The following is a 21,358-nucleotide window of genomic DNA, read 5'->3' on the forward strand; positions in this document are numbered from 1 at the left end:
CGCAATATCGATGCAGCCGGCTTTGCGCCAGCAGCCTAACTCTCTCTGAAAGCGCGGTGGATGCGCAGCACCATAGGCTGCAGCAAGTACTCCGCAAAGGTTCTTTCTCCCGTCTCGACGAACACCTCGACGGGCATTCCGGGCAATAACGACGAAAGGTAGTATGCTGTCTGCGTTGTGGTACCTAGCTCGAGTTCCGCCATGTAGGTGGCCGCGCCCGTCTTCGGGTCATTCAGAGCATCTGCGGCAACTGCAACGACCTTCGCATCCAGCATCGGTATTCGCCGGATGTTCAACGCGAGGACACGCACACGTGCGCTCTGCCCCACGTAAACCTCTTGCCGATCCGTCGGCTTCAGCGTTGCCTCGATGACAAGCCGATCTTGGAGGGGGACGATTTCCAGAAGAGTTTCTCTAGGTGCAAGCACGGCACTGAGGTCCCTGCTGTTGAGGCCGACGACCTTTCCACTTTCAGGTGCACGCAACTCGGATCGAACACGCTGATCGCGCAACGCGGCAATTCGATGTCGAAGATCGCCAATCTCTTCGCTGGTGGCATGCAACTGCTTGGCGATGTCCCGCTTCTGATTCAACTCCAACTGCCGACGCCTATCGTCCAATTCGGCAATCTTTGTTCGTGCCTGCGAGATTGATGCTGCATTGCGGGCAATTTGCCCTTCCGTTTCAGCCTGACTTCGTTGCAGAGCCAGTAAACGCGGCTTGCGCGCGAGGCCCTTCGCGAGCAAGGCGCTCGTGTCCGCGATTTCTTCCTTCAGAAGGGCAAGTTGCTGCTCTGCCCCATTCGTGTCGCCCTGCAGGCCACGAATAGTATCCTCCGATTGCAGCATCTGCTGATTGATCTGCTTTCGCTCACCCTCGATCGCGGTCAACCGCGCCGCAAATTCCGCTTGCTGGGTTTGGACGGCAACGCCCGCGGCCGCAGCAGAGCTCGTACGCAGTTCGTCCGGAAATCGTATTGCTTTTCTGCCGGCCTGTTCAGCGGTCAATCGCGCTTCCATCGCTAGGTCCGCGAATAACTTCGTTTCAAGCGAGCCGAGCATCGCCTCGATCTGCGTGGTGTCGAGCCGCGCAATAACTTGACCAGCCTGGACATGATCATTTTCTCTGACCAGGATGGACTTTATGATACCTCCCTCGAGATGCTGCACAGCTTTGCGCTTCGAGTGCACTTTGATGAAGCCGGACGCCACGACCGCGCTGCGGAGCGGAACGGTGGTCGCCCAGACGCCGATGCAGCAGAACTGCAGAATGAGCAACACACACCCCCACGTCACGATGCGCCGCATGTCGGAGCGTGGTTCGCTGAATGCTGCCCACCGATCGCCGGTCACCACTTGGCGGGGCATTACGACGTTGCGACCATGGTCTTGCGACGTCATCGGCCTGCTCCTCCGGTTCTAAGCACGCGGGACTCTGCTTCGCGGTGGACGTCGTTCGGCTTTGGGATCGGTGTGACGTCAGATAGACGGAGCGGCAGAACCGTGCCGGGCGGACCAAACGCGAGCTGCATGCCATCTCTGAGCAGCAGTACGGCATCTGCGATCGTCAGGAGGCGGGGCCTGTGGGTCACGATGACCAGCGTTGCGCCTCGCGCCTTGACTTGCAAAGCCGCAGAGCAGAGCGCTTCCTCGCCCTCCGGGTCGAGGTTGGCATTCGGCTCGTCCAGCAGCATCAACTTGCGGTCGCCGTAGAAGGCTCGCGCAAGACCAATCCGCTGGCGCTGGCCACCCGAGAGCTTGCTGCCGTCGCGCCCGATCTCGGTCTGATAGCCAGATTGCAGGGACAGGATCATGTCATGCGCTTGCGCGAGCATCGCTGCCGCGGTGATGTCTTCGTCGCGCGCGCTTTCGTCAAATCCGGCGATCGCTTCTGCCACGGTGCCGCCAACGAGCTGCACGTCCTGGGGAAGATATCCGACGAACTTGCCGAGTTGATCGGAATCCCAATTGTGGAGTGCGGCGCGATCCAGTCGGATCGTGCCGCTACTCGGCGGCTCGAGAGCCGCCATCAGCCGCAGCAGGGTCGATTTTCCAGCCCCCGTTGGACCTATGACAACCACAATTTGTGAGGGTCGGCACTCAAAGCTTATACCTGCGAGAATGGGGCGTTTGGCTCCAGCGGGCCGGTAAGCCACGCGATCGATGACCAGCCAGCCGGACGGCATCGGAAGCAAGGTCTTTCTGTTCCGCGCTAACACCGGCGCGGCGGCGGCCTGGACCTGCGTCCAAGCCTCCTGCGCGGATGCGAGCGCGCGCCATGCCGAGATCAGGCTTTCCATGGGCTGGAGAGTGCGTGCGACCAGGAGTGAACTGGCAATCAGGCTGCCCGACAGCACCTCATTTTGAAGCACCAGCCAAGCGCCCGCTCCGATCGCGGCAATCTGCAGGATCGTTCTGACCATGCGCGCGGCAGCGCCAATCGCATAGACACGTTCACTGGCGCGTACAACGGGCGACAGTGCGTGATCGTTGAGCCGCATGAATTCGCGAACTGCGCCGAGAGTCCACCCCATCGCGCGCACGAGACTGGCATTTCGGACGATCCCATCCAGGGCGGCCTGCGTCCGCAAGGCGGCTCCCGAGGCGTCGGCCATTTCGGTGCGCGCGATCCGCCAGCTGATGATGCCCATCACCAGCAGAATTGCCGTCCCGACCAGAGCGATGACGCCGTACCAGGCGTGGAGGAAGAATAGAATGAGAATGAAAGCAGGGAGGAAAGGCGCATCGATGAGCGTTGTAGCGGTGCCGCTTGACAGAAAGTTCCTTAGCTCGCGGACCTTGACAAGATCGTGCGTCTTCCCGTCGCCGCGACTTGCCGAGTCCACGATGGTGCCTTCGAGAACAATTGGTGCGACGCACCGCTCGAAGCCAACTGCGAACCGACTGAGGAGTCGGTTACGCAAGATATCGAAAGCGGCGCTAAAGACGAGAGCCACTGCAGCGATCATCGTAAGACCGACGAGCGTTTCAACGCTACCGCTGCTGATCACTCGATCGAACACCTCGATCGAATAGAACGGAACGACCAGAAGCAGCAGGTTCACCGAGATGCTGAAGGCCACGACCCACACGATTGCGGACCGCCCCGGAATCAATCCGAGCAGCGATCTCTTACCAGTCGCGGGGCTCTCAGGCGGACGCAAATACATGACCGGCAGGCAACGTTACCGACTGACTAATACAGATTGCAGAAGTGCAACGGCGGGGCGGACCGGTAGCCGCCCCGCCGAACGCGCCTCACACGACTTCGATGACCGTGGCTCCCGCAGCCACATTGATGTCGTCGATCGTCGTGAACGGCGTAGCGCCTCCCGTGACGCCGTCGAGTTGAATCGTTCCGAAGCCGAAGTCGAGCACAGTATTGGTGCCATCGTCGTCGACGACGATCGAGTTCGGATCGAATCCCGGCGCAGCATCGACTTGTATCAGATCACCATCGGTGAGACTGAAATCCGTTATCTCGTCATTGCCGAAGTTGGTGGCGGTGTTGTCACCGAAATTATAGGTATCGGCGCCCGCACCACCTGTCAGCACGTCGTCTCCCGTACCTCCGTTGAGGACGTCGTTGCCGTTACCGCCATTCAGCTCGTCATCGCCTGCGGCGCCGGCGAGCGTATCGTTGCCATTTCCGCCCGCGAGCGTGTCGGCTCCGTCTCCGCCGTTTAGCGTATCGTTGTTGTCGCCGCCGGCAAGCGTATCGTCGCCCGCGTCGCCGTTCAGCGTATCATTGCCCGTGCCGCCGCTGAGCTCGTCCGCGCCGTCACCACCATTCACAGTGTCATCCCCGGCACCGCCCGACATGGTGTCGTCTCCGGCGTCGCCGAACATCGTGTCGTTACCGGCACCGCCATCCATAAGGTCGGCTCCGGCGTTTCCATGCATGGTGTCGTTGCCAGCATCGCCGTTCAGCGTGTCATTGCCAGCGCCGCCATTCAAGACGTCGTCATCTGCGCCGCCGTTCAGCGTGTCGTTTCCGAGGCCGCCGTTCAGCGTGTCATTGCCCTGGTTGCCGTTGAGGACATCGTCGCCGATACCTCCGTTCAACGTGTCGTTTCCGAGACCGCCGTTCAGGGTGTCATTGCCGGCATCGCCACTCAGCGTGTCATTGCCCGCGTCTCCCGAAAGGGTGTCGGCTCCAGCGCCGCCGTGAATGGCATCATCGCCATCTCCGCCGCTTATGGAATCGTCGCCTGCGTCGCCAAAGAGCTGATCGTTGCCCAGGCCACCATCAATCGTGTCATTGCCTGCGTTGCCGTGGATCGTGTCGAGGCCAGCATTGCCCGAAAGATCGTCGTCTCCGGCACCGCCGCTGATGGTATCGTCACCGTCGCCACCGGTGATCGTATCCACACCAGCGTTGCCATTCAGAGTATCGTTGCCAGCGCCGCCATCGATGTTGTCGTCACCCGCGCCTCCGCTCACAAGGTCGTTGCCGTCCAACCCGGTGATCGTATCGTTGCCCGCCAGCCCGTTGATCTCGTCGTCAGCTGCTGTTCCAGGAATGATGTCGTCGCCTGCCGTTCCGTTGATGAGTGCCATGACTTCCGCTCCTTGATTCAAGGTTTTCGTGATGCGGGTAGTCTGATCTCCGATGAGGGACGTGGTGCCTTGCTTGGGCTGACCTCCCATCGTCCCTGTTGTACAGTTCGAGCAAAGCAACCTTGAATGAAAATTGGGCAGCGTCGCAATCCCCATTTGGGGACAAAAGAATCGTTGCGAAGATGCTGAGTGATTGGCGCCACGGGGGCAGGTGGAACGGCGAATCTCCCCTTCAGGCAAGGTCCTGGAACCGCTCGGCGGCACCCGGCGGGGATTTGCCCCGCCGCCGATCTCGCCACAATTTGGCGAGCCGGCGGCTCAGGCGAGGACGCTCGCTGATCAGGTGCCTACACTCACGAGTAGCAGACGACCGCGGCGTTCCCTCTTACGACGGCTGCGGGCCGTCATAGCCTTCGATGATGATGAGGTCGGCGACCGAGTGCGGCTGGCGCACCTTGATGTTGGCCTGGTACTCCGGCGAGTTGTAGCAGGCGAGCGCGGTCTCGTAGTCCGGGAATTCGATCACGACGTTGCGGGTGCGGCTGGCGCCTTCGACGGTGGTGAACTTGCCGGCGCGGACGACGAAGCGGCCGCCCCATTTCTTGAAGATCGGACCGTTGGCCACGGCGTAGGGCTTGTAGCCCTCGTCACTGCTCACATCGACACGCCCGATCCAGTAGCCCTTTGCCATTGTTCTCTCCCTTGTTGATTAGCTGAGCGCTTGCACGATCTCGGCCTGGATTGCGTCGGCCGCCGCCTTGGGATCGGAGGCCTCGAGGATCGGCCGTCCGACGACGAGATAGTCGGCGCCCGCCGCGATCGCACGACCCGGCGTCATGACGCGCTTCTGGTCGCCGGTCGGTGCGCCCGCCGGACGGATGCCGGGCGTGACGAGGCTCATCTGATGGCCGACGATCTTGCGCAAGGCACCGACCTCTTCCGGCGAGCAGACGAGTCCATCGATGCCAAGCACCTGTGCCTGCTGTGCGCGCGCTTCGACCAGATCGGAGACGCCGAGCCGATATCCGGCCGCGTGCAGGTCGTCGTCATTGTACGAGGTCAGCACCGTGACCGCGAGAATCTTCAAACCCGATCCGCCACGCCCTTCGACCGCCGCCTTCATGGTCTGCGGATAGGCGTGGACGGTGAGGAAGGTCGCCCCCAGCCTGCCAACACTCTCGACACCGCGCATCACGGTGTTGCCGATGTCGTGCATCTTGAGATCGGCAAACACCTTCTTGCCCTCGCCGGCGAGCTTGCCGATCAGCGGCAGGCCGCCGGCATAGGCGAGCTGGTAGCCGATCTTGTAGAACGTGACGCTGTCGCCGAGCCTTGCGACCATCGCCTCCGCAGCCTCCGGGCTCGACACATCGAGCGGAACGATCAGGCGGTCCTTGGGGGCGATCTCGGCTGGCGTCATGTCACTTCACATCATGCGTTGGGAAACGTCGATCAACTGCGCTACCAGCTCCTTCAACGCGGCGATATCGCCCTCATTCTTCAGCCTGTCCATATCGTCATAGGCCTGGTCGGCAAAGGCGAGCGTGAGCTGGCTGGCAATCACATTGGCGTGGCACGAGGAGAGGATCAGCCGCAAGGCCTGGAGCGCGCGGGCCGCGCCAAGGCGGCTCTGCGAGGCGCCGGCGAGCGCGAAGACGCGGTTGCGGAACACCTCGCCGCGCGCCTCGTGCAGCTCGTGCACGCGGCTGACCCAGTCGATCGCGTTCTTGAGCAGCGGCGGCACCGAGGCGTTGTATTCGGGCGAGACAATGAGGATGCCGTGATGGGCGCCGATCATGCGCTTGAGATTGATGGCGTGCTTGGGCACTCCGGATTTGGCCTGGAGATCGCCGTCGTAGATCGGCAGCGGAAAATCGGCCAGCGAGATGCGGGTGACGTCGACGCCGGCCTGGGCGAATTCATACGCGGCGAGCGCTGCCAGCTTCGCGTTGTGCGAGCCGGTGCGCAGCGAGCCGGGAATAATCAGGATTCTGGGCGCGGACATCCGGGCGGCGAACTCCGTTCACCTCTCCCGCTTGCGGGGGAGGTCGACGCGCGAAGCGCGGCGGGAGGGGGCTTTCTCGACTGGGGAAACCCCGCCGTGGGGACACCCCCACCCCAACCCTCTCCCGCAAGCGGGAGCGGAGCGCACCGCGTCTGTGGCGACAGCTTAATCCTTGCGATACACCCAGACGCGGGCCGGCGGAAGGTTCATCCAGATCCGTTCCGAAGCCTCTGTGGACACGCCGTGCAGCGATTTCGGGATCGGCGGCACCACCGCATAGGTGAACTGGATGAAGGGCGCGCCGGGCGCGAGCGCGGTGAAGGCGTCGCGAATGAGCCGCAGCCGCGTCAGCATCGGTTTTGTGACGAGCGGCAGGCCCGAGACGACCGCGCTAGCCGGCGCGCTCAAGACATTCCACAGCGTGTCGCGGAGGCGATAGGCATCGCCCTGCACCACCTTAGCTTGTGGGTAGCGGTCGCGCAGCAGCGCGCAGAAGCCGGGATTGTATTCGACCAGGACGAGACGCTTCTGGTCGACACCGCGCTCGATCAGCGCGGAGGTGATGGCGCCGGTGCCGGGTCCGAGCTCGACCACGGGTGCGTCCGAATCGACATCGACGTAATGAGCCATGGTCCGCGCCAGCAGCTTGCCTGACGGCATGACCGCGCCCATGTGCAGTGGCTTTTCGATCCACGACCTGAGAAAGCGCACCTCGTCATCGAGTCGAGGCTTCTTCAACGCACGCGCGGACGATGGCAATGGCATGTTGGGACCGGACGGGACCGCAGGACCGCGGCGTGTCAGAAAATGGTCATAAAGACGTATAGGCCGAAGGCGGTACGGTCAAGACGAGTCAACTCGCCCGATTACCGAAGAAGTCCTTGACCTTGGCGAAGAAACCCTCGGATTCCGGCTGGGTGTTGCCGGAGGAGAGCTTGTCGAACTCGGCCAGCAATTCCTGCTGCTTCTTGGTGAGATTCTGCGGGGTCTCGACCACGACCTGGACATACATGTCGCCCATCTGTCGCGAGCGCAGCACCGGCATACCCTTTGATGCAATGCGGAATCGGCGGCCCGACTGGGTTCCGGCGGGCACCTTCACCTTGGTCTTCGCCTTCTCGATCGTCGGCACCTCGAATTCGCCGCCGAGCGCGGCGGTCACCATCGAGATCGGCACGCGGCAATGCAGATCGGCGCCGTCGCGTTGGAAGAACTGGTGCTGGGCCAGCGACAGGAAGATGTAGAGGTCGCCGGGCGGTCCGCCGCGGACCCCGGCCTCGCCCTCGCCGGCGAGCCTGATCCGTGTGCCGTCCTCGACGCCCTGCGGAATGTTGACCGACAGCGTGCGCTCGCGGGTGACCCGGCCCTGGCCCGCGCAGGCCGGGCAGGCGTCCTCGATCATCTGGCCGCGGCCCTGGCAGCCAGGACAGGTCCGCTCCAGCGTGAAGAAGCCCTGCGACTGCCGCACGCGGCCGGCGCCGCCGCAGGTCGAGCAGGTCTTCGGCTTGGTGCCGGCCTTGGCACCGATGCCCGAACAGGCCTCACAGGTGACCGAGACCGGGATCTCGATCTGTGCGGTCTTGCCGCCGAAAGCTTCCTCGAGGGTGATTTCCATGTTGTAGCGCAGGTCGGCGCCGCGCTCGCGGCCGCCGCGGCCGCGCTGTCCGGCCATGCCAAACAGGTCTTCAAAAATGTCCGAGAAGGAGGAGGCGAAGCCCGCGCCGAAGCCGGCGCCGCCGCCAAAGCCGCCGCCCTGCTCGAAGGCGGCGTGGCCGTAACGGTCATACGCGGCGCGCTTGTCCTTGTCCTTCAGGACCTCGTACGCCTCGTTGATTTCCTTGAACTTGACTTCGCTGGTCTCATCCCCGGGATTGCGGTCGGGATGGAATTTCATCGCCAGCTTGCGGAACGACGATTTCAGCTTGGATTCGTCGGCATCACGTTCGACTTCGAGGGTCTCGTAATAGCAGCGCTTGGTGGACGTGGACATGCTGAGCTCGGTCTATCCAATCGCGATTCAAGTTGGGGCGAAACAACGTTGCCACGCAGCGATATAAGCGCCCTTCGACCTTGCGGCAGAGGGCAGCATGGCAGCGCTGAGAATAACGGCTGGGAATTGATCGATTGTAGCGGGAGCGTGCCCCGGCGGCCTCGACGCGACAGCCTCCCCCGCGAAGGGGGAGGCTGAAGAAGCGTGTGGGGTCCAAGCCGCCCGCATCATCACCCTCTCGGGGTTCAGGCGGACTTCTTGTTGTTCTTGTCGTCGTCGACTTCGGTGAACTCCGCATCGACGACGTCGTCCTTGGCCGCATCCTTCTTGGCGTCGGCCTCGGCCTGCTGCTTGTACATGGCCTCGCCGAGCTTCATCGAAGCCTGCGCCAGCGTCTGGGTCTTGGCCTTGATCGCCTCGGCATCGTCGCCCTTCAGCGCTTCCTTGAGGTCGCTGACGGCATCCTCGATGGCGCGGCGCTCGCTCTCGGCGACCTTCGAGCCGTGCTCGGCCAGCGCCTTCTCGGTCGAATGCACCAGGCCGTCGGCCTCGTTCTTGGCGGTCACGGCCTCGCGGCGCTTCTTGTCCGCCTCGGCATTGGCCTCGGCGTCCTTGACCATCTTCTCGATGTCGGCTTCCGACAGACCACCCGAGGCCTGGATGCGGATCTGCTGCTCCTTGCCCGTGGCCTTGTCCTTGGCCGAGACGTTGACGATGCCGTTGGCGTCGATGTCGAAGGTCACCTCGATCTGCGGCATGCCGCGCGGAGCCGGCGGGATGCCCATCAGGTCGAACTGGCCGAGCATCTTGTTGTCGGCCGCCATTTCACGCTCGCCCTGGAAGACGCGGATGGTGACGGCATTCTGACTGTCTTCAGCCGTCGAGAACACCTGGCTCTTCTTGGTCGGGATCGTGGTGTTGCGGTCGATGATGCGGGTGAACACGCCGCCCAGCGTCTCGATGCCCAGCGACAGCGGGGTCACGTCGAGCAGCAGCACGTCCTTGACGTCGCCCTGGAGCACGCCGGCCTGGATCGCGGCACCGATCGCCACGACTTCGTCCGGGTTGACGCCCTTGTGCGGCTCCTTGCCGAACAGCTGCTTCACGACTTCCTGGACCTTCGGCATGCGCGACATGCCGCCGACCAGCACGACTTCGCCGATCTCACCGGCGGTGACGCCGGCATCCTTCAGCGCCTTGCGGCAGGGCTCGACCGTCTTCTGGATGAGGTCGTCGACCAACGCCTCGAACTTGGCGCGGGTGAGCTTCATCGTGAGATGCTTCGGGCCGGTCTGGTCCGCCGTGATGAACGGCAGGTTGATCTCGGTCTGCGTCGTCGAGGACAGCTCGATCTTGGCCTTCTCAGCGGCTTCCTTCAGGCGCTGCAACGCAAGCTTGTCGTTGCGCAGGTTGATGCCCTGCTCCTTCTGGAACTCGTCGGCCAGATAGCCCACGAGGCGCATGTCGAAGTCTTCGCCGCCGAGGAAGGTGTCGCCGTTGGTCGACTTCACCTCGAACACGCCGTCGCCGATCTCGAGAATGGAGATATCGAAGGTGCCGCCGCCGAGGTCGTACACGGCAATGGTGCCGGCCTTGGTCTTGTCGAGACCATAGGCGAGCGCGGCCGCGGTCGGCTCGTTGATGATGCGCAGCACTTCGAGGCCCGCGATCTTGCCGGCGTCCTTGGTCGCCTGGCGCTGGGCGTCATTGAAGTAGGCGGGAACGGTGATGACGGCCTGATCGACCTTCTGGCCGAGATGGGCTTCCGCGGTCTCCTTCATCTTCTGCAAGATGAACGCCGAGACCTGCGAGGGCGAGTAGGTCTGGCCGTCGGCCTCGACCCAGGCGTCGCCGTTGGAGGCTTTCACGATCTTGTACGGGACGAGCTTCTTGTCCTTCTCGACCATCGGATCGTCGTAGCGGCGGCCGATGAGGCGCTTCACTGCGAAGAAGGTGCGCTCGGGATTGGTGACGGCCTGGCGCTTGGCCGGCTGGCCGACGAGGCGCTCACCGTCGTCCGTCACGGCGACGATCGAAGGCGTCGTGCGCATGCCTTCGGAATTCTCGATGACTTTCGCGTTCTTGCCATCCATCACGGCGACGCACGAATTCGTGGTGCCGAGGTCGATCCCAATGACCTTTCCCATGGTCCTGATACCCTTCTTTTTGCGGCAGGTTGGCTGGGCCCAGAAGGCACCCGAACCGAAACCCCCTAAGATCAAACATCCGCGATATTGCGATGATTGAGGCTCATATAGGAGGGGGGGAGGGGCCCGCAAGGACCGAAGCTACGTTTCTGCCGCGAAAACATTGGGTTTTGAAAGATGATGTCCCGGCCCCGCCGCCCTTGCGGGTGAGGAATTATTGACAGGTTCGGGCCTTGGCAAGCCCCCGCTACCCGCAACAGGCCCTGCCCTGTTGCGGCAGGGCCAAACCCGCTAAAAGGCGAACCGGCCGGACAGCCGGCGCAGCTGCTTCGCGCGACAAAGCGGCCCGGCGGCCGACCATCGAACGGCCTCAATGTGAACCAATCAGAGTGCCCATGAAGCTGATCCGCCCCCTCGCCGCGCTCGCCCTCCTCGCCGTAACGGTGTTTCCGGCCCTCGCCGCCGATCCTGTTTTCCCACCTGGCTTGCGCCTCGGCATGGTGCCGTTGATCGGCCTCAGCACCGCCAAGACCTTTCCGGGCTTCGAGAGCGAGGATGGCAGCGTCAAGGTGCTGGTGACCGAGCTGCCGCCGGCGGCCTATGGCGAGGTCGTGAGCGCCTTCAACTCCAATCCCGCCGGGACCAATGGCGTCACGCAGGACAAGATCGAGACCCCCGCGGGCCTCGCCTATTTCACCACCGAAAGCGGCAAGGCCGGCGATACCCCGGTGAAGCGCTATTCGATGATCGTGCCCGGCGCCGGCTTCTCCGGCTATGTCGCGGTGCAGATCCCGGAGAATGCGACCAAGATCTACACGGATGAAGCGGTGCGGCAGATGTTTGCGAGCACAGTCACCCGCAGGCAGGTCTCGGCTGAAGAGCAGATCGCGCTGATGCCGTTCAAGATCACCGATCTCGCCAACTTCAAGGACATCCGAACGCTCGCGCCGGGCAGCAGCATCATCCTCGCCGACGGCGATGAGAGCACGGGTTACGAGTCGAAGCCGTTCATGATTCTCGGCGTGATCGGCGCCACCCCGCAGCAGGCCGACGACCGCGCCCGCTTCGCCCAGGAGGCGGCGCTCCAGATTCCCGGCGTGCGCGAGTCGCGCATCACCATGTCCGAGCCGATTCGCATCAACGGCCAGCAGGGCTTCGAGACCCGGATCGACGGGGTCAGCGGCAAGGACAAGATCCCTGTGACCGTGGTGCAGTGGATCCGCTTCTCGACTGGCGGCGCATCATTGCGCATCATCGCCAGCGCCCCGCGCGACCAGTGGCTGCCCGCCTTCACCCGCTTCCGCGCCGTCCGCGACGGCATCCAGCCGAAGGGATAGCTGCATCCGCAAGCGAGATGCGCTCCCCCCTCGCTTGCGGGGGGCTGGGAGAGCGCTGTCGCACCAGCGAAGACTCTCCCAGAGGAGAGCCTCAACCAGCCGCTTCGCGCACCATGAGGATCGATCAGTTCGGCGCGCCGTTCGATTCATTGTTGTTGTTGGCGGCGGGGGCCGCCTTCGCACCGCCCTTGGCGACACCGACCAGCGCCGGGCGCAGCACGCGCTCGCCGATGGTATAGCCGGCCTGCACGACCTGCACCACGGTGCCTGACGGCACCGACGCATCGGGCACCTCGAACATCGCCTGCTGGAAGTTCGGGTCGAACTTCTGGCCCTGCGGATCGAACTTCTTCACGCCGTGTTTTTCCAGCGCATTGAGCAGCGAGCGCTCGGTGAGCTCGACGCCCTCGATCAGCGAGGTCAGGCCGGGATCCGCCGCGGCACGCGCCTCGGCCGGAACGGCATCGAGCGCGCGCTGGAGATTGTCGGCGATGTCGAGCACATCGCGGGCAAAACCGGTGATGCCGTAGAGCCTCGCGTCGGCGACCTCCTTGGTGGTGCGCTTGCGCAGATTCTCCATCTCGGCCAGCGTCCGCAGCATGCGGTCGCGCGCTTCGGCGGCTTCCTTCTGCAACGCTTCGACCGAGCCCGGCTCGGGATCGTCGGGCATGACGTAGGGCTTTGACACCACGGGCTCGGGCGTCGGCGCGGTCGTGTCTTCGGGTTGCCGGTCTCGATCGGTCATCGGCTCTAATCTCGAACTCGTTTCCAGGGATTGTTGGCCCGGATATCGTGCCTAAGCTCACGAAAATCAAGCGCCCGTGATCGGAGGAGGCGCCGGTCAGCCCCCCAAGAGGCGGCTGACGATGCGGGCGGCATAGTCCACGGTCGTGATCACGCGGGCATAATTCAGCCGTGTCGGCCCGATCACGCCGAGAACGCCGACGATGTGGCCGGCGGCATCCCGATAGGGCGAGATGATGGTGGAGGACCCCGACAGCGAGAACAGCTTGTTCTCACTGCCGATGAAGATGCGCACGCCCTCCGCGGTCTCGGCGCGGCCGAGCAGGTCGATCACGCCGCGCTTGGTCTCGAGGTCGTCGAACAACAGGCGAACGCGCTCCAGATCCTCCAGCGCATGCAGATCTTCGAGCAGATTGGCATGGCCGCGGACGATCAGCTGGCGATCCTCGTTCTCGCCGCCGGACCAGCTGGCGATGCCGGCCGAGATCACCTTCTGCGTCAGCTGATCGAGTTCGGCACGGGCCTCTCCAAGGGCCGTCTCGAGCTCGAGCCGCGCCTCGGCCAGGGTGCGGCCGCGGATCCGCGCATTGAGGAAATTGCCGGCCTCGGTGAGCGCCGAGGAGGGAACCCCGGGCGGCAGCGCCAGCACGCGGTTTTCCACCTGGCCGTCCTCGCCGACGAGGATGACCAGCGCTTTCTCCGGTTCCAGGCGGACGAATTCGATGTGCTTGAGCCGCGCATTGGATTTTGGCGTCAACACGACGGCGGCGGCCCGGGTGAGGCCGGAGAGCCGCATCAAGGCCTGGTCCAGCGCCGCCTCGACCGACTGCGCCTCGCCGACCGAGGAGAGCTGGCTCTGGATCGACTGCCGCTCGGCCTCGTTGAGGTCGCCGACCTGCATCAGGGCATCGACGAAGAAGCGCAGGCCGAGTTCCGTCGGCAACCGGCCGGCGGAGGTGTGCGGGGCATAGATCAGGCCGAGCTGTTCCAGATCCGCCATGACGTTACGGACCGAGGCCGGCGACAACGGCATGGCGATCAGGCGGGAAATGTTGCGCGAGCCGACCGGCTCGCCGGTCGCGAGGTAGCTTTCGACAATTTGACGAAAGATGTCGCGGGAACGCTCGTTGAGCTGGGCAAGGCCTGCGCGCGGCGCGATCAGATGGATCGGATCGTGATGGGCCACAGACGGTAACTCCTCTCAGATATTGGTAATTTGTCTATCCCGGGCGCTTCTGACAAGCGTGGCGTTTGCGGCCGCGAAATCAGGGGGTGAAAAAGCCTTGCCGCCCATCCCCGCCGCACCTACAAGCACCGCGAGCAGCCTTTTCCCGTGAGTTTTGGAGGATTTCCCATGCGGCCAAGCCGCCGTGCGCCCGACGAATTGCGCCCCGTGACGCTGGAGCGCGGCGTGGTGAAATATGCGGAAGGGTCGTGCCTGGTGAAATTCGGCGACACCCATGTGCTGGTCACCGCCACGCTGGAGGACCGCCTGCCGCCGTGGCTGAAGGGCCAGGGCCGCGGCTGGGTCACCGCCGAATACGGCATGCTGCCGCGCGCGACCTCGGAACGGACCCGCCGCGAGGCCTCCGCCGGCAAGCAGAGCGGCCGCACCGTCGAGATCCAGCGCCTGATCGGCCGCTCGCTCCGCACCATCATCAATCTCGAAGCGCTCGGCGAGCGCCAGATCACGGTCGATTGCGACGTGCTTCAGGCCGATGGCGGCACGCGCACGGCCTCGATCACGGGCGCCTGGGTCGCCCTCGCCGATTGCGTCAACTGGATGAAGGCGCGCAACATGGTCAAGGCCAACGTCCTGCGCGACAACGTCGCCGCGATCTCCTGCGGCATCTACAACGGCACGCCGGTGCTCGACCTCGACTACGCCGAGGATTCCGAGGCCGAGACCGACGCCAATTTCGTCATGACCGGCGATGGCCGCATCATCGAGGTGCAGGGCACCGCGGAACGCGAGCCGTTCACCGAGGCCGAGCTGCTGGCGCTGATGGCGCTGGCCCGCAAGGGCGTCGCGCGCCTGGTGGACTTGCAGAAACTGGCTGTGGCGTAGTCAATAGGTCATGCACCGCCGAATCACGGACAAGCTGGTCATCGCGACCCACAATCCCGGCAAGCTCGCCGAGATGCGGGAGCTGCTTGCGCCGTACGGCATCGAGGCGGTGTCGGCGGGAGAGCTCGGCCTGTCCGAGCCGGACGAGACCGGCAGCGATTTCCGCAGCAACGCCGCGATCAAGGCGATCGCGGCGGCGCAAGCAGCCAGGCTTCCCGCCTTCGCCGATGATTCCGGCATCGTCGTCGACGCGCTCGACGGCGCGCCCGGCATCTACAGCGCGCGCTGGGCCGGCCCCTCCAAGGATTTCAATGCGGCGATGGCGCAGATCGAGCGCCTGTTGCAGGAGCGCGGCGCCACCACGCCGGACAAGCGCAGAGCCCATTTCGTCTCGGCACTCTGCGTCGCCTGGCCCGACGATCATCTCGAACAGGTCGAGGCGCGCGTCGACGGCACGCTGGTCTGGCCGCCGCGCGGAACTGCCGGCTTCGGCTACGATCCGATGTTCCTGCCCGACGGCCACAACCGCACCTTCGGCGAGATGGAGAGCATCGAGAAGCACGGCCTGCCGCCGCTTGGCCTCGGCCTGTCGCATCGCGCCCGCGCTTTCGTGAAACTGGCGGAGATCTGCCTTGAGCCGCGCTAGAGCGTTTTCGAGCGAAGTGGATACCGGTTCGCGCAAGGAAAACGCGTCAAAACAAGCCTTCGGCGTCTACGTGCACTGGCCGTTTTGCCTGTCGAAATGTCCCTATTGCGACTTCAACAGCCACGTTCGCCACGCCGCGATCGACGAGGCGCGCTTCGCTTCCGCCTTTGCGCGCGAGATCGCAACCACCGCAGAGCGTGCGCCGGGTCGCGAGGTCACCTCGATCTTCCTCGGTGGCGGCACGCCATCCCTGATGCAGCCCGCAACCGTCGGCGCCGTGCTCGATGCGATCGGCAAGCACTGGACCGTCGCAGGCGACGTCGAGGTCACGCTGGAAGCGAACCCGACCAGCGTCGAAGCCACGCGCTTCGCCGGCTATCGCAGCGCCGGCGTCAACCGCGTCTCGCTCGGCGTGCAGGCGCTCGACGATGCCTCGCTGAAAGCGCTCGGCCGCATGCACAGCGCGCGCGAGGCACTCGATGCCGTCGCCATCGCACGCCGCTCGTTCGACCGCTATTCGTTCGACCTGATCTACGCCCGTCCCGACCAGACGCCGGCGATGTGGGCCGACGAGTTGCGTCTCGCCATCGATGAAGCGGCCGAGCATCTGTCGCTCTATCAATTGACGATCGAGGAAGGCACGCCGTTCTTCGGCCTGCACCAGGCCGGCAAATTGAAGACGCCGGATGAAGCGGTCGCGCGCGCGCTCTACGACGTCACGCAGGAGACCTGCGACAGGCTGGGTCTGCCCGCCTACGAGATTTCCAATCACGCGCGGCGCGGCGCCGAATGCCGGCACAATCTGGTATACTGGCGCGGCGAGGAATATGCCGGCATCGGCCCCGGCGCGCATGGCCGCCTCGACATCGACGGTATCAGGCACGCCACCGCCACCGAGAAGCGTCCCGAGGCCTGGCTGCTGCGCGTCGAGACCAACGGCCACGGCGTCGTCACCGACGAGCGCCTCAACAGCGAAGAGCGCGCCGACGAATTCCTGCTGATGGGATTGCGTCTCGCCGAGGGCATCGACCCCGAGCGCTACACCGCCCTCTCCGGCCGCCCGCTCGACCCCCGCCGCATCGCGCTGCTGCGCGAGGAAGGCGCGATCACGGTGGATCCGACGGGCCGGCTGCGCGTGACCAGCAGCGGATTTCCGGTGCTGGATGCGGTGGTCGCGGATCTGGCGGCGTAGCGCTACAGACGCGAGCCGCTATCTCGCGATGCAGTAGATGGCTAACACGAGTGAGGGGGGCTTCAGCAGCAATCCCTTGCGCGAGCTATTACGATAATGCAACCTTAGCTTATGTATTTGATTTATGTAGATGAGAGTGGCGATCCTGGCCTCACCAATGCGCGTCTTCAATCCTATTCCCAATGATCAACACCACGGATCTGGGTATAGGCAGATGCCCCTCACCAGAATTATTGAGGACCCGAGCGTTCGAGATTCGGAGCATTCCTATTTCATACAAGCAGCAGACGCCGTAGCTTGGGCCTGTTATCAGAGATACGCGCCGTCAAAATATGTCCGGCAAAAGGGAGCCCGAAACTACTTCGCTCGCTTGGAGCCCGTGCTGTTGAAGGTAGCCACGCGGCGGAATCAGCTGGCTATCGTAGAACTATAAATTAAAAGGGAGCTAACCTTGCGGTTGCTCCCCGGAGAAATCCTAACCTTCCTCAGTGGAAGGGTCAGATTTCGATAGCAATATAGCCGTTTTTAACATAAGAATCAAGAAGTTAAAGCATTTCGACTAACCGACTCATTTCATTGGTGAAATGAGGTTTTTCGCAGCTACGCCCCAAAACTCTTCGGCGAGCCTGCGACCGCAACACCGCCGCCCTGCGTCACCTTCATCACCGCGAGCCCGCGCTCGTTGGTGCCGTCCGCGCGGAAGCGGAACAGGCCGTCGATGCCGGCGAAACCCGAAGGATTGGTCAGCACGTCCGGCGAGAAGCGCGTGGGACCTTGCGTGCGCGCCAGCGCGGCGACGAGCGCGACCGCGTCGTAGGCCAATGTCGCCGTGCGCACCGGCTCGGCGCCATATTTGGTGCGATAGCGGCCGGAGAAGGCGCGGAAACCGGCCGGGTCTGGCGCGGCGTAGAGACCGCCCTGGAGCGCGGCGCTGGCATAGACGCGCGGATTGTCCCACAGGCCGGTGCCGAGCAGCTGGATGTTGCGCAGGTTCGCGCCCGCCGCCGTCATCGCATCCGCCACCGACACCACGGCATCGCCGTCATCGGCAATGAACAGCGCATCCGCGCTGCCGAGCTGCTGCGCCACGGTGCGTGCCGGCGTGGCGCGATCGGCACCGTATTTCTCGAAGGCGACGATCCGCCCGCCGCGCCGCGGCACCGCCGCTTTCACCGCCGCTTCGACGACATTGCCATAGGCATTGTCGGGCACCAGCACGGCGAAGGAGCGCTTTCCGATGCTGGCGGAATATTCGACGATGCGGTTGACGTCGGACTCCGGCAGGAACGAGAGCAGATAGACGCCGCGTCCGGCGATGCTGGAATCGGTCGAGAACGCGATGACGGAAATGCCGCGCGTGCGCGCGACCTGCGCCACCGCCGGCACCGACTGCGCGAACAGCGGCCCGAGGATGATCTCGGCGCCTTCGTCGACCGCCTGCTGCGCGCCGGCTTGCGCGCCTTGCGGGCTGCCATTGTCGTCCTTGATCAGGAGCTGGATGTTCGGGTTCTGGAACTCGGCCAGTGCCATCTCGGCGGCGTTGCGCATGGATTGCGCCGCGAGGCCGGCATTGCCGGCGGCCGAGAGCGGCAGAATCACGGCGACCTTCACACCGCCGGTGCCGGCGGTCGTCGCCTGTTGCGGGGGACCCGCCGGCTGGGCCGGCGGCGCGGAGCTCGAGAACGGGTTGGAGAACTGGCTGAGACTCTGCTGCACACCGGCGCAGGCCGACAGCACGGGCGCACCGAGCAACAGGCCGAGCGCACTCCGGCGGGTGGCTCCCGACGATCGGGATCCCGGAGCGGGAGACTTTGGATGACGCGGGCCCATCATGGCAGCTTCTCTTCTGACCCGCCGTCGCCGGCCGGTCACGACATTCCTTCCGCGACACAGGCCGCGGATTCAGGCATATTGTCGGCAAACAGTTAACCAAAACAAAAGGATAACAGCCGCTTAACGCGACCGCCTTCCTGTCATGGCAGCCGTTCGCCGTCGCTCATCCAGCATCAAGGCGGCGTTTCCGTCGTGAATATGGCGCGATGGCCCCTCATTCCCACTCGAGGTGATCCCGGCCGATCACATTCCCGTCCGTTCCTCGCCCCCCATCTGGGCACGATCTTGGGCACGATCTTTTTCGACCAGAAGGTTCCCAGCCCTGCGGATCGTGCCTAAGTTGGCTTCATTATGCGCGCAAAGCCGGCCCCGATAAATACGTCTGAAGCTCAAGACGCCGCCTCGCGCGGTTTCTCCATCGATGCCCATCGGCTCGCGGCGCCGAAGGCCGCGCCGGGTCTCTATCTGGTCGCGACACCCATCGGCAATCTCGGCGACATCACCCTGCGGGCGCTTCAGACGCTCGCCGGCGTCGATGTCATCGCCTGCGAGGACACCCGCATCACGCGCCGCCTGACCGAGCGCTATGCGATCGCAGCAACGCTCAAGCAATATCACGAGCACAATGCGGAAGCGGCGCGTCCGAAGATTCTCGAGGCACTGGCGCGAGGCGGCTCGGTCGCGCTGGTGTCGGACGCCGGCACGCCACTGATCTCCGATCCCGGCTTCAAGCTGGTGCGCGAGGTCTGCGCCGCCGGTCATCCGGTGCACGCGCTGCCCGGCCCGTCCTCGGTGCTGGCGGCTCTGTCCGTCGCCGCGCTGCCGACCGACCGCTTCTTCTTCGAGGGGTTCCTGCCGGCGAAATCCGCCGCACGCCGCGCACGCCTCGCCGAGCTTGCGCGCATCGACGCGACGCTGGTGATGTTCGAATCGGGCAACCGGATGCAGGCCACCTTGGACGACCTCGCGGAGATCATGGGCGAACGCGAAGCCGCGGTCTGCCGCGAACTGACGAAGTTGCACGAGGAGGTCAGGCGTGCGCCGCTCGCCGAGCTCGCGCGGCAAGCCGACGCGCCCGAGACGCGCGGCGAGTTCGTTCTGGTGATCGGCCCGCCCGCAGCGGATGCCGACGTGCTGGCATCGGACGCGCTCGACGGACTCTTGCGCGAGCAGCTTGCCGCGAACAGCGTCAAGGATGCCGTGGCGCATGCGGTCGCACTGTCGGGCCGGCCGCGCCGCGAGGTCTATGCCCGCGCGCTGGAGCTCGCAAAGGATCGTCGGGGCGGCGATGGCGAAGACTGAGCTCCCCAGGGAACCGAAGATCGCCTCGCCCGAGCGCGTCGCCGCGTTCCGCACCGGCATTTCCGCGGAGAGCCGCGCCGCGGCCTATCTGATGGCCAAGGGCTACCGTATCCTCGCCAAACGCTACCGCACCCCGCATGGCGAGATCGACATCGTGGCGCGACGCCGCAACCTGATCGCTTTCGTGGAGGTCAAGGCGCGGGCGAGCCTGGACGACGCCGCTTTCGCCGTGACGCCGCGCCAGCAGCAGCGCATCATCGACGCCGCGCAAGGCTGGCTCGTGGCGCATCCCGAGCATGCCGAATTCGAATTGCGATTCGACGCGATGCTGATTGCGCCGCGCTCGCTTCCGCGCCATGTGTTGGCGGCATTCGACGCCTCGACCTGAAAGGCAGATCATGAAACTCAACGTCGCCGTCCAGATGGATCCCATCGCCCGCATCAACATCAAGGGCGATTCCACCTTTGCGCTGCTTCTGGAAGCGCAGAAGCGCGGCCATGGCCTGTCCTACTACACGCCCGACAAGCTCTCGATGGTCGGCGAAGAGCTGGTCGCGCCGGTTCAGCTACTGACCGTGCGCGACGAGCCCGGCGACCACTTCACCCTGGGCGAGCCCAGGCGCGAAGCATTGAACGGCTTTGACGTGGTGCTGCTCCGCCAGGACCCGCCGTTCGACCTCGCCTACATCACCTCGACGCATTTCCTGGAGCGCATCCATCCGAAGACGCTGGTCGTCAACGATCCCGCCTCCGTGCGCAACGCGCCGGAGAAGCTGTTCGTGATGAATTTTCCGCAGCTGATGCCGCCGACGCTGATCTCGCGCGACCTGGATGAGATCAACGCGTTTCGCGACAGGCACGGCGCCGTCGTCATGAAGCCGCTGCACGGCCATGGCGGCGCGGCGGTGTTCCGCGTGATGCCGCAGGACATGAATTTCGGCTCGCTGTTCGACATGTTCTCGGTGACGTTCAGGGAGCCCTGGGTGATCCAGCAGTTCATCCCCGAGGTGAAGCACGGTGACAAGCGCATCATCCTGGTCGACGGCGAGTTCGCCGGCGCGGTGAACCGCGTGCCGGCCGCCGACGACCTCCGCTCCAACATGGTGCGCGGCGGCGCGGCGCAGGAAACGGAGCTCACCCCGCGTGAGCGCGAGATCTGCGCCACCGTCGGCCCGGCGCTGCGCGCGCGCGGCCTCCTGTTCGTCGGCATCGACGTCATCAACGGCAACCTCACCGAGATCAACGTCACCTCACCGACCGGCATCCGCGCCATCTCGCGGCTCGGCGGCCCTGACGTTGCGGCGAAGATCTGGGACGTGATCGAGCAGAAGCGGAAGAAGTAGCGCTTTGCGATGATTGCGTTGGGGAGCGCACGAACTCTCCTCGACGTCGTCCCGGCGAACGCCGGGACCCATACCGCGGAATTTATCCGGGGAGCTCGATCGCCGTACCGGGCAATCAGCCTTCGCAAAAGTACTCCCTGGGGTTATGGATCCCGGCGTTCGCCGGGACGACACCGATGTTGTGTGGCGTTG

At 64.4% G+C, this 21,358-nt stretch carries 20 protein-coding genes; 8 read left to right on the plus strand and 12 right to left on the minus strand.

Annotated elements, in window-relative coordinates:
* Positions 1–35 precede the first annotated feature (35 nt).
* The 9 genes from XH96_RS00765 to dnaK all read right to left on the minus strand — a co-directional run bounded on the left by XH96_RS00765 (position 36) and on the right by dnaK (position 10,701).
* Positions 36–1,400, minus strand: a complete 1,365-nt coding sequence (locus tag XH96_RS00765; RefSeq protein WP_246789902.1) for an HlyD family type I secretion periplasmic adaptor subunit — start codon at positions 1,398–1,400, stop codon at positions 36–38.
* Positions 1,397–3,082: a type I secretion system permease/ATPase gene (locus tag XH96_RS00770; protein ID WP_246789903.1), complete on the minus strand. Its 1,686-nt coding sequence runs from the start codon at positions 3,080–3,082 to the stop codon at positions 1,397–1,399. Before XH96_RS00770 ends, XH96_RS00765 begins: the two co-directional genes overlap by 4 nt.
* A 175-nt stretch (positions 3,083–3,257) precedes the next feature.
* Complete coding sequence (locus tag XH96_RS00775) at positions 3,258–4,559, minus strand: calcium-binding protein (RefSeq protein ID WP_194390639.1); 1,302 nt, start codon at positions 4,557–4,559, stop codon at positions 3,258–3,260.
* A gap of 385 nt (positions 4,560–4,944) precedes the next feature.
* On the minus strand, positions 4,945–5,250 hold the full coding sequence (locus tag XH96_RS00780; protein WP_124162040.1) for a DUF1330 domain-containing protein: 306 nt from the start codon (positions 5,248–5,250) through the stop codon (positions 4,945–4,947).
* Between the two features lie 18 nt (positions 5,251–5,268).
* Positions 5,269–5,979: an orotidine-5'-phosphate decarboxylase gene (pyrF, locus tag XH96_RS00785; RefSeq protein WP_194390640.1), complete on the minus strand. Its 711-nt coding sequence runs from the start codon at positions 5,977–5,979 to the stop codon at positions 5,269–5,271.
* A 6-nt stretch (positions 5,980–5,985) separates the two neighbouring features.
* A complete protein-coding gene (locus tag XH96_RS00790; protein WP_194390641.1) occupies positions 5,986–6,564 on the minus strand; it encodes an NADPH-dependent FMN reductase in 579 nt (192 codons plus the stop codon).
* Between the two features lie 165 nt (positions 6,565–6,729).
* Positions 6,730–7,329 carry a class I SAM-dependent methyltransferase gene (locus XH96_RS00795; protein ID WP_028178941.1) on the minus strand — a complete coding sequence of 200 codons (600 nt, stop codon included), beginning with the start codon at positions 7,327–7,329 and terminating at the stop codon, positions 6,730–6,732.
* Between the two features lie 88 nt (positions 7,330–7,417).
* Positions 7,418–8,554 (minus strand): molecular chaperone DnaJ, encoded by a 1,137-nt coding sequence (dnaJ, locus tag XH96_RS00800; RefSeq protein WP_194390642.1) that lies wholly within the window; start codon positions 8,552–8,554, stop codon positions 7,418–7,420.
* Positions 8,555–8,799: 245 nt separating this feature from the next.
* Positions 8,800–10,701 (minus strand): molecular chaperone DnaK, encoded by a 1,902-nt coding sequence (gene dnaK / locus XH96_RS00805; RefSeq protein ID WP_194390643.1) that lies wholly within the window; start codon positions 10,699–10,701, stop codon positions 8,800–8,802.
* 395 nt (positions 10,702–11,096) lie between these two features.
* Here dnaK and XH96_RS00810 point away from each other — a divergent pair, with 395 nt between their 5' ends.
* Entirely contained in the window at positions 11,097–12,038 is a 942-nt protein-coding gene (locus XH96_RS00810) for a hypothetical protein (protein WP_194390644.1), read from the plus strand.
* Positions 12,039–12,162: 124 nt separating this feature from the next.
* Here XH96_RS00810 and grpE read toward each other — a convergent pair whose 3' ends face one another.
* Together grpE and hrcA are read right to left on the minus strand one after the other, a co-directional pair.
* Positions 12,163–12,783, minus strand: coding sequence for a nucleotide exchange factor GrpE (gene grpE / locus XH96_RS00815; protein ID WP_194390645.1), 621 nt, complete (start codon positions 12,781–12,783; stop codon positions 12,163–12,165).
* A gap of 96 nt (positions 12,784–12,879) precedes the next feature.
* Positions 12,880–13,968 (minus strand): heat-inducible transcriptional repressor HrcA, encoded by a 1,089-nt coding sequence (gene hrcA / locus XH96_RS00820; RefSeq protein WP_028178945.1) that lies wholly within the window; start codon positions 13,966–13,968, stop codon positions 12,880–12,882.
* 168 nt (positions 13,969–14,136) lie between these two features.
* On the opposite strand from hrcA, the gene rph reads away from it, so the two are divergent.
* From rph to XH96_RS39730, 4 genes are all read left to right on the plus strand, one after another.
* Positions 14,137–14,850 (plus strand): ribonuclease PH, encoded by a 714-nt coding sequence (gene rph / locus XH96_RS00825; protein ID WP_028178946.1) that lies wholly within the window; start codon positions 14,137–14,139, stop codon positions 14,848–14,850.
* A gap of 10 nt (positions 14,851–14,860) precedes the next feature.
* On the plus strand, positions 14,861–15,496 hold the full coding sequence (gene rdgB / locus XH96_RS00830; protein ID WP_194390646.1) for an RdgB/HAM1 family non-canonical purine NTP pyrophosphatase: 636 nt from the start codon (positions 14,861–14,863) through the stop codon (positions 15,494–15,496).
* Positions 15,483–16,688 carry a radical SAM family heme chaperone HemW gene (gene hemW, locus XH96_RS00835; RefSeq protein ID WP_371739927.1) on the plus strand — a complete coding sequence of 402 codons (1,206 nt, stop codon included), beginning with the start codon at positions 15,483–15,485 and terminating at the stop codon, positions 16,686–16,688. Before rdgB ends, hemW begins: the two co-directional genes overlap by 14 nt.
* A gap of 214 nt (positions 16,689–16,902) precedes the next feature.
* Positions 16,903–17,121 (plus strand): DUF3800 domain-containing protein, encoded by a 219-nt coding sequence (locus tag XH96_RS39730; RefSeq protein WP_371740200.1) that lies wholly within the window; start codon positions 16,903–16,905, stop codon positions 17,119–17,121.
* Positions 17,122–17,288: 167 nt separating this feature from the next.
* On the opposite strand, the gene XH96_RS00845 is transcribed toward XH96_RS39730, so the two are convergent.
* The gene (locus tag XH96_RS00845; RefSeq protein ID WP_194390648.1) at positions 17,289–18,521 is read right to left on the minus strand and encodes a penicillin-binding protein activator; all 1,233 of its coding nucleotides are present in this window, start codon (positions 18,519–18,521) and stop codon (positions 17,289–17,291) included.
* Positions 18,522–18,872: 351 nt separating this feature from the next.
* Between XH96_RS00845 and rsmI the strand changes: the two genes are divergently transcribed.
* Genes rsmI through gshB form a run of 3 tightly spaced genes read left to right on the plus strand, consistent with a single transcriptional unit; the run spans position 18,873 to position 21,166 of the window.
* Complete coding sequence (gene rsmI / locus XH96_RS00850) at positions 18,873–19,823, plus strand: 16S rRNA (cytidine(1402)-2'-O)-methyltransferase (RefSeq protein ID WP_194390649.1); 951 nt, start codon at positions 18,873–18,875, stop codon at positions 19,821–19,823.
* Positions 19,810–20,211, plus strand: coding sequence for a YraN family protein (locus XH96_RS00855; RefSeq protein ID WP_194390650.1), 402 nt, complete (start codon positions 19,810–19,812; stop codon positions 20,209–20,211). Before rsmI ends, XH96_RS00855 begins: the two co-directional genes overlap by 14 nt.
* Positions 20,212–20,221: 10 nt before the next feature.
* Positions 20,222–21,166 carry a glutathione synthase gene (gene gshB, locus XH96_RS00860; protein ID WP_194390651.1) on the plus strand — a complete coding sequence of 315 codons (945 nt, stop codon included), beginning with the start codon at positions 20,222–20,224 and terminating at the stop codon, positions 21,164–21,166.
* The last annotated feature ends 192 nt before the right edge of the window (positions 21,167–21,358 follow it).

The organism is Bradyrhizobium sp. CCBAU 51765 (assembly GCF_015291725.1).
Taxonomy (GTDB): Bacteria; Pseudomonadota; Alphaproteobacteria; order Rhizobiales; family Xanthobacteraceae; genus Bradyrhizobium; species Bradyrhizobium liaoningense.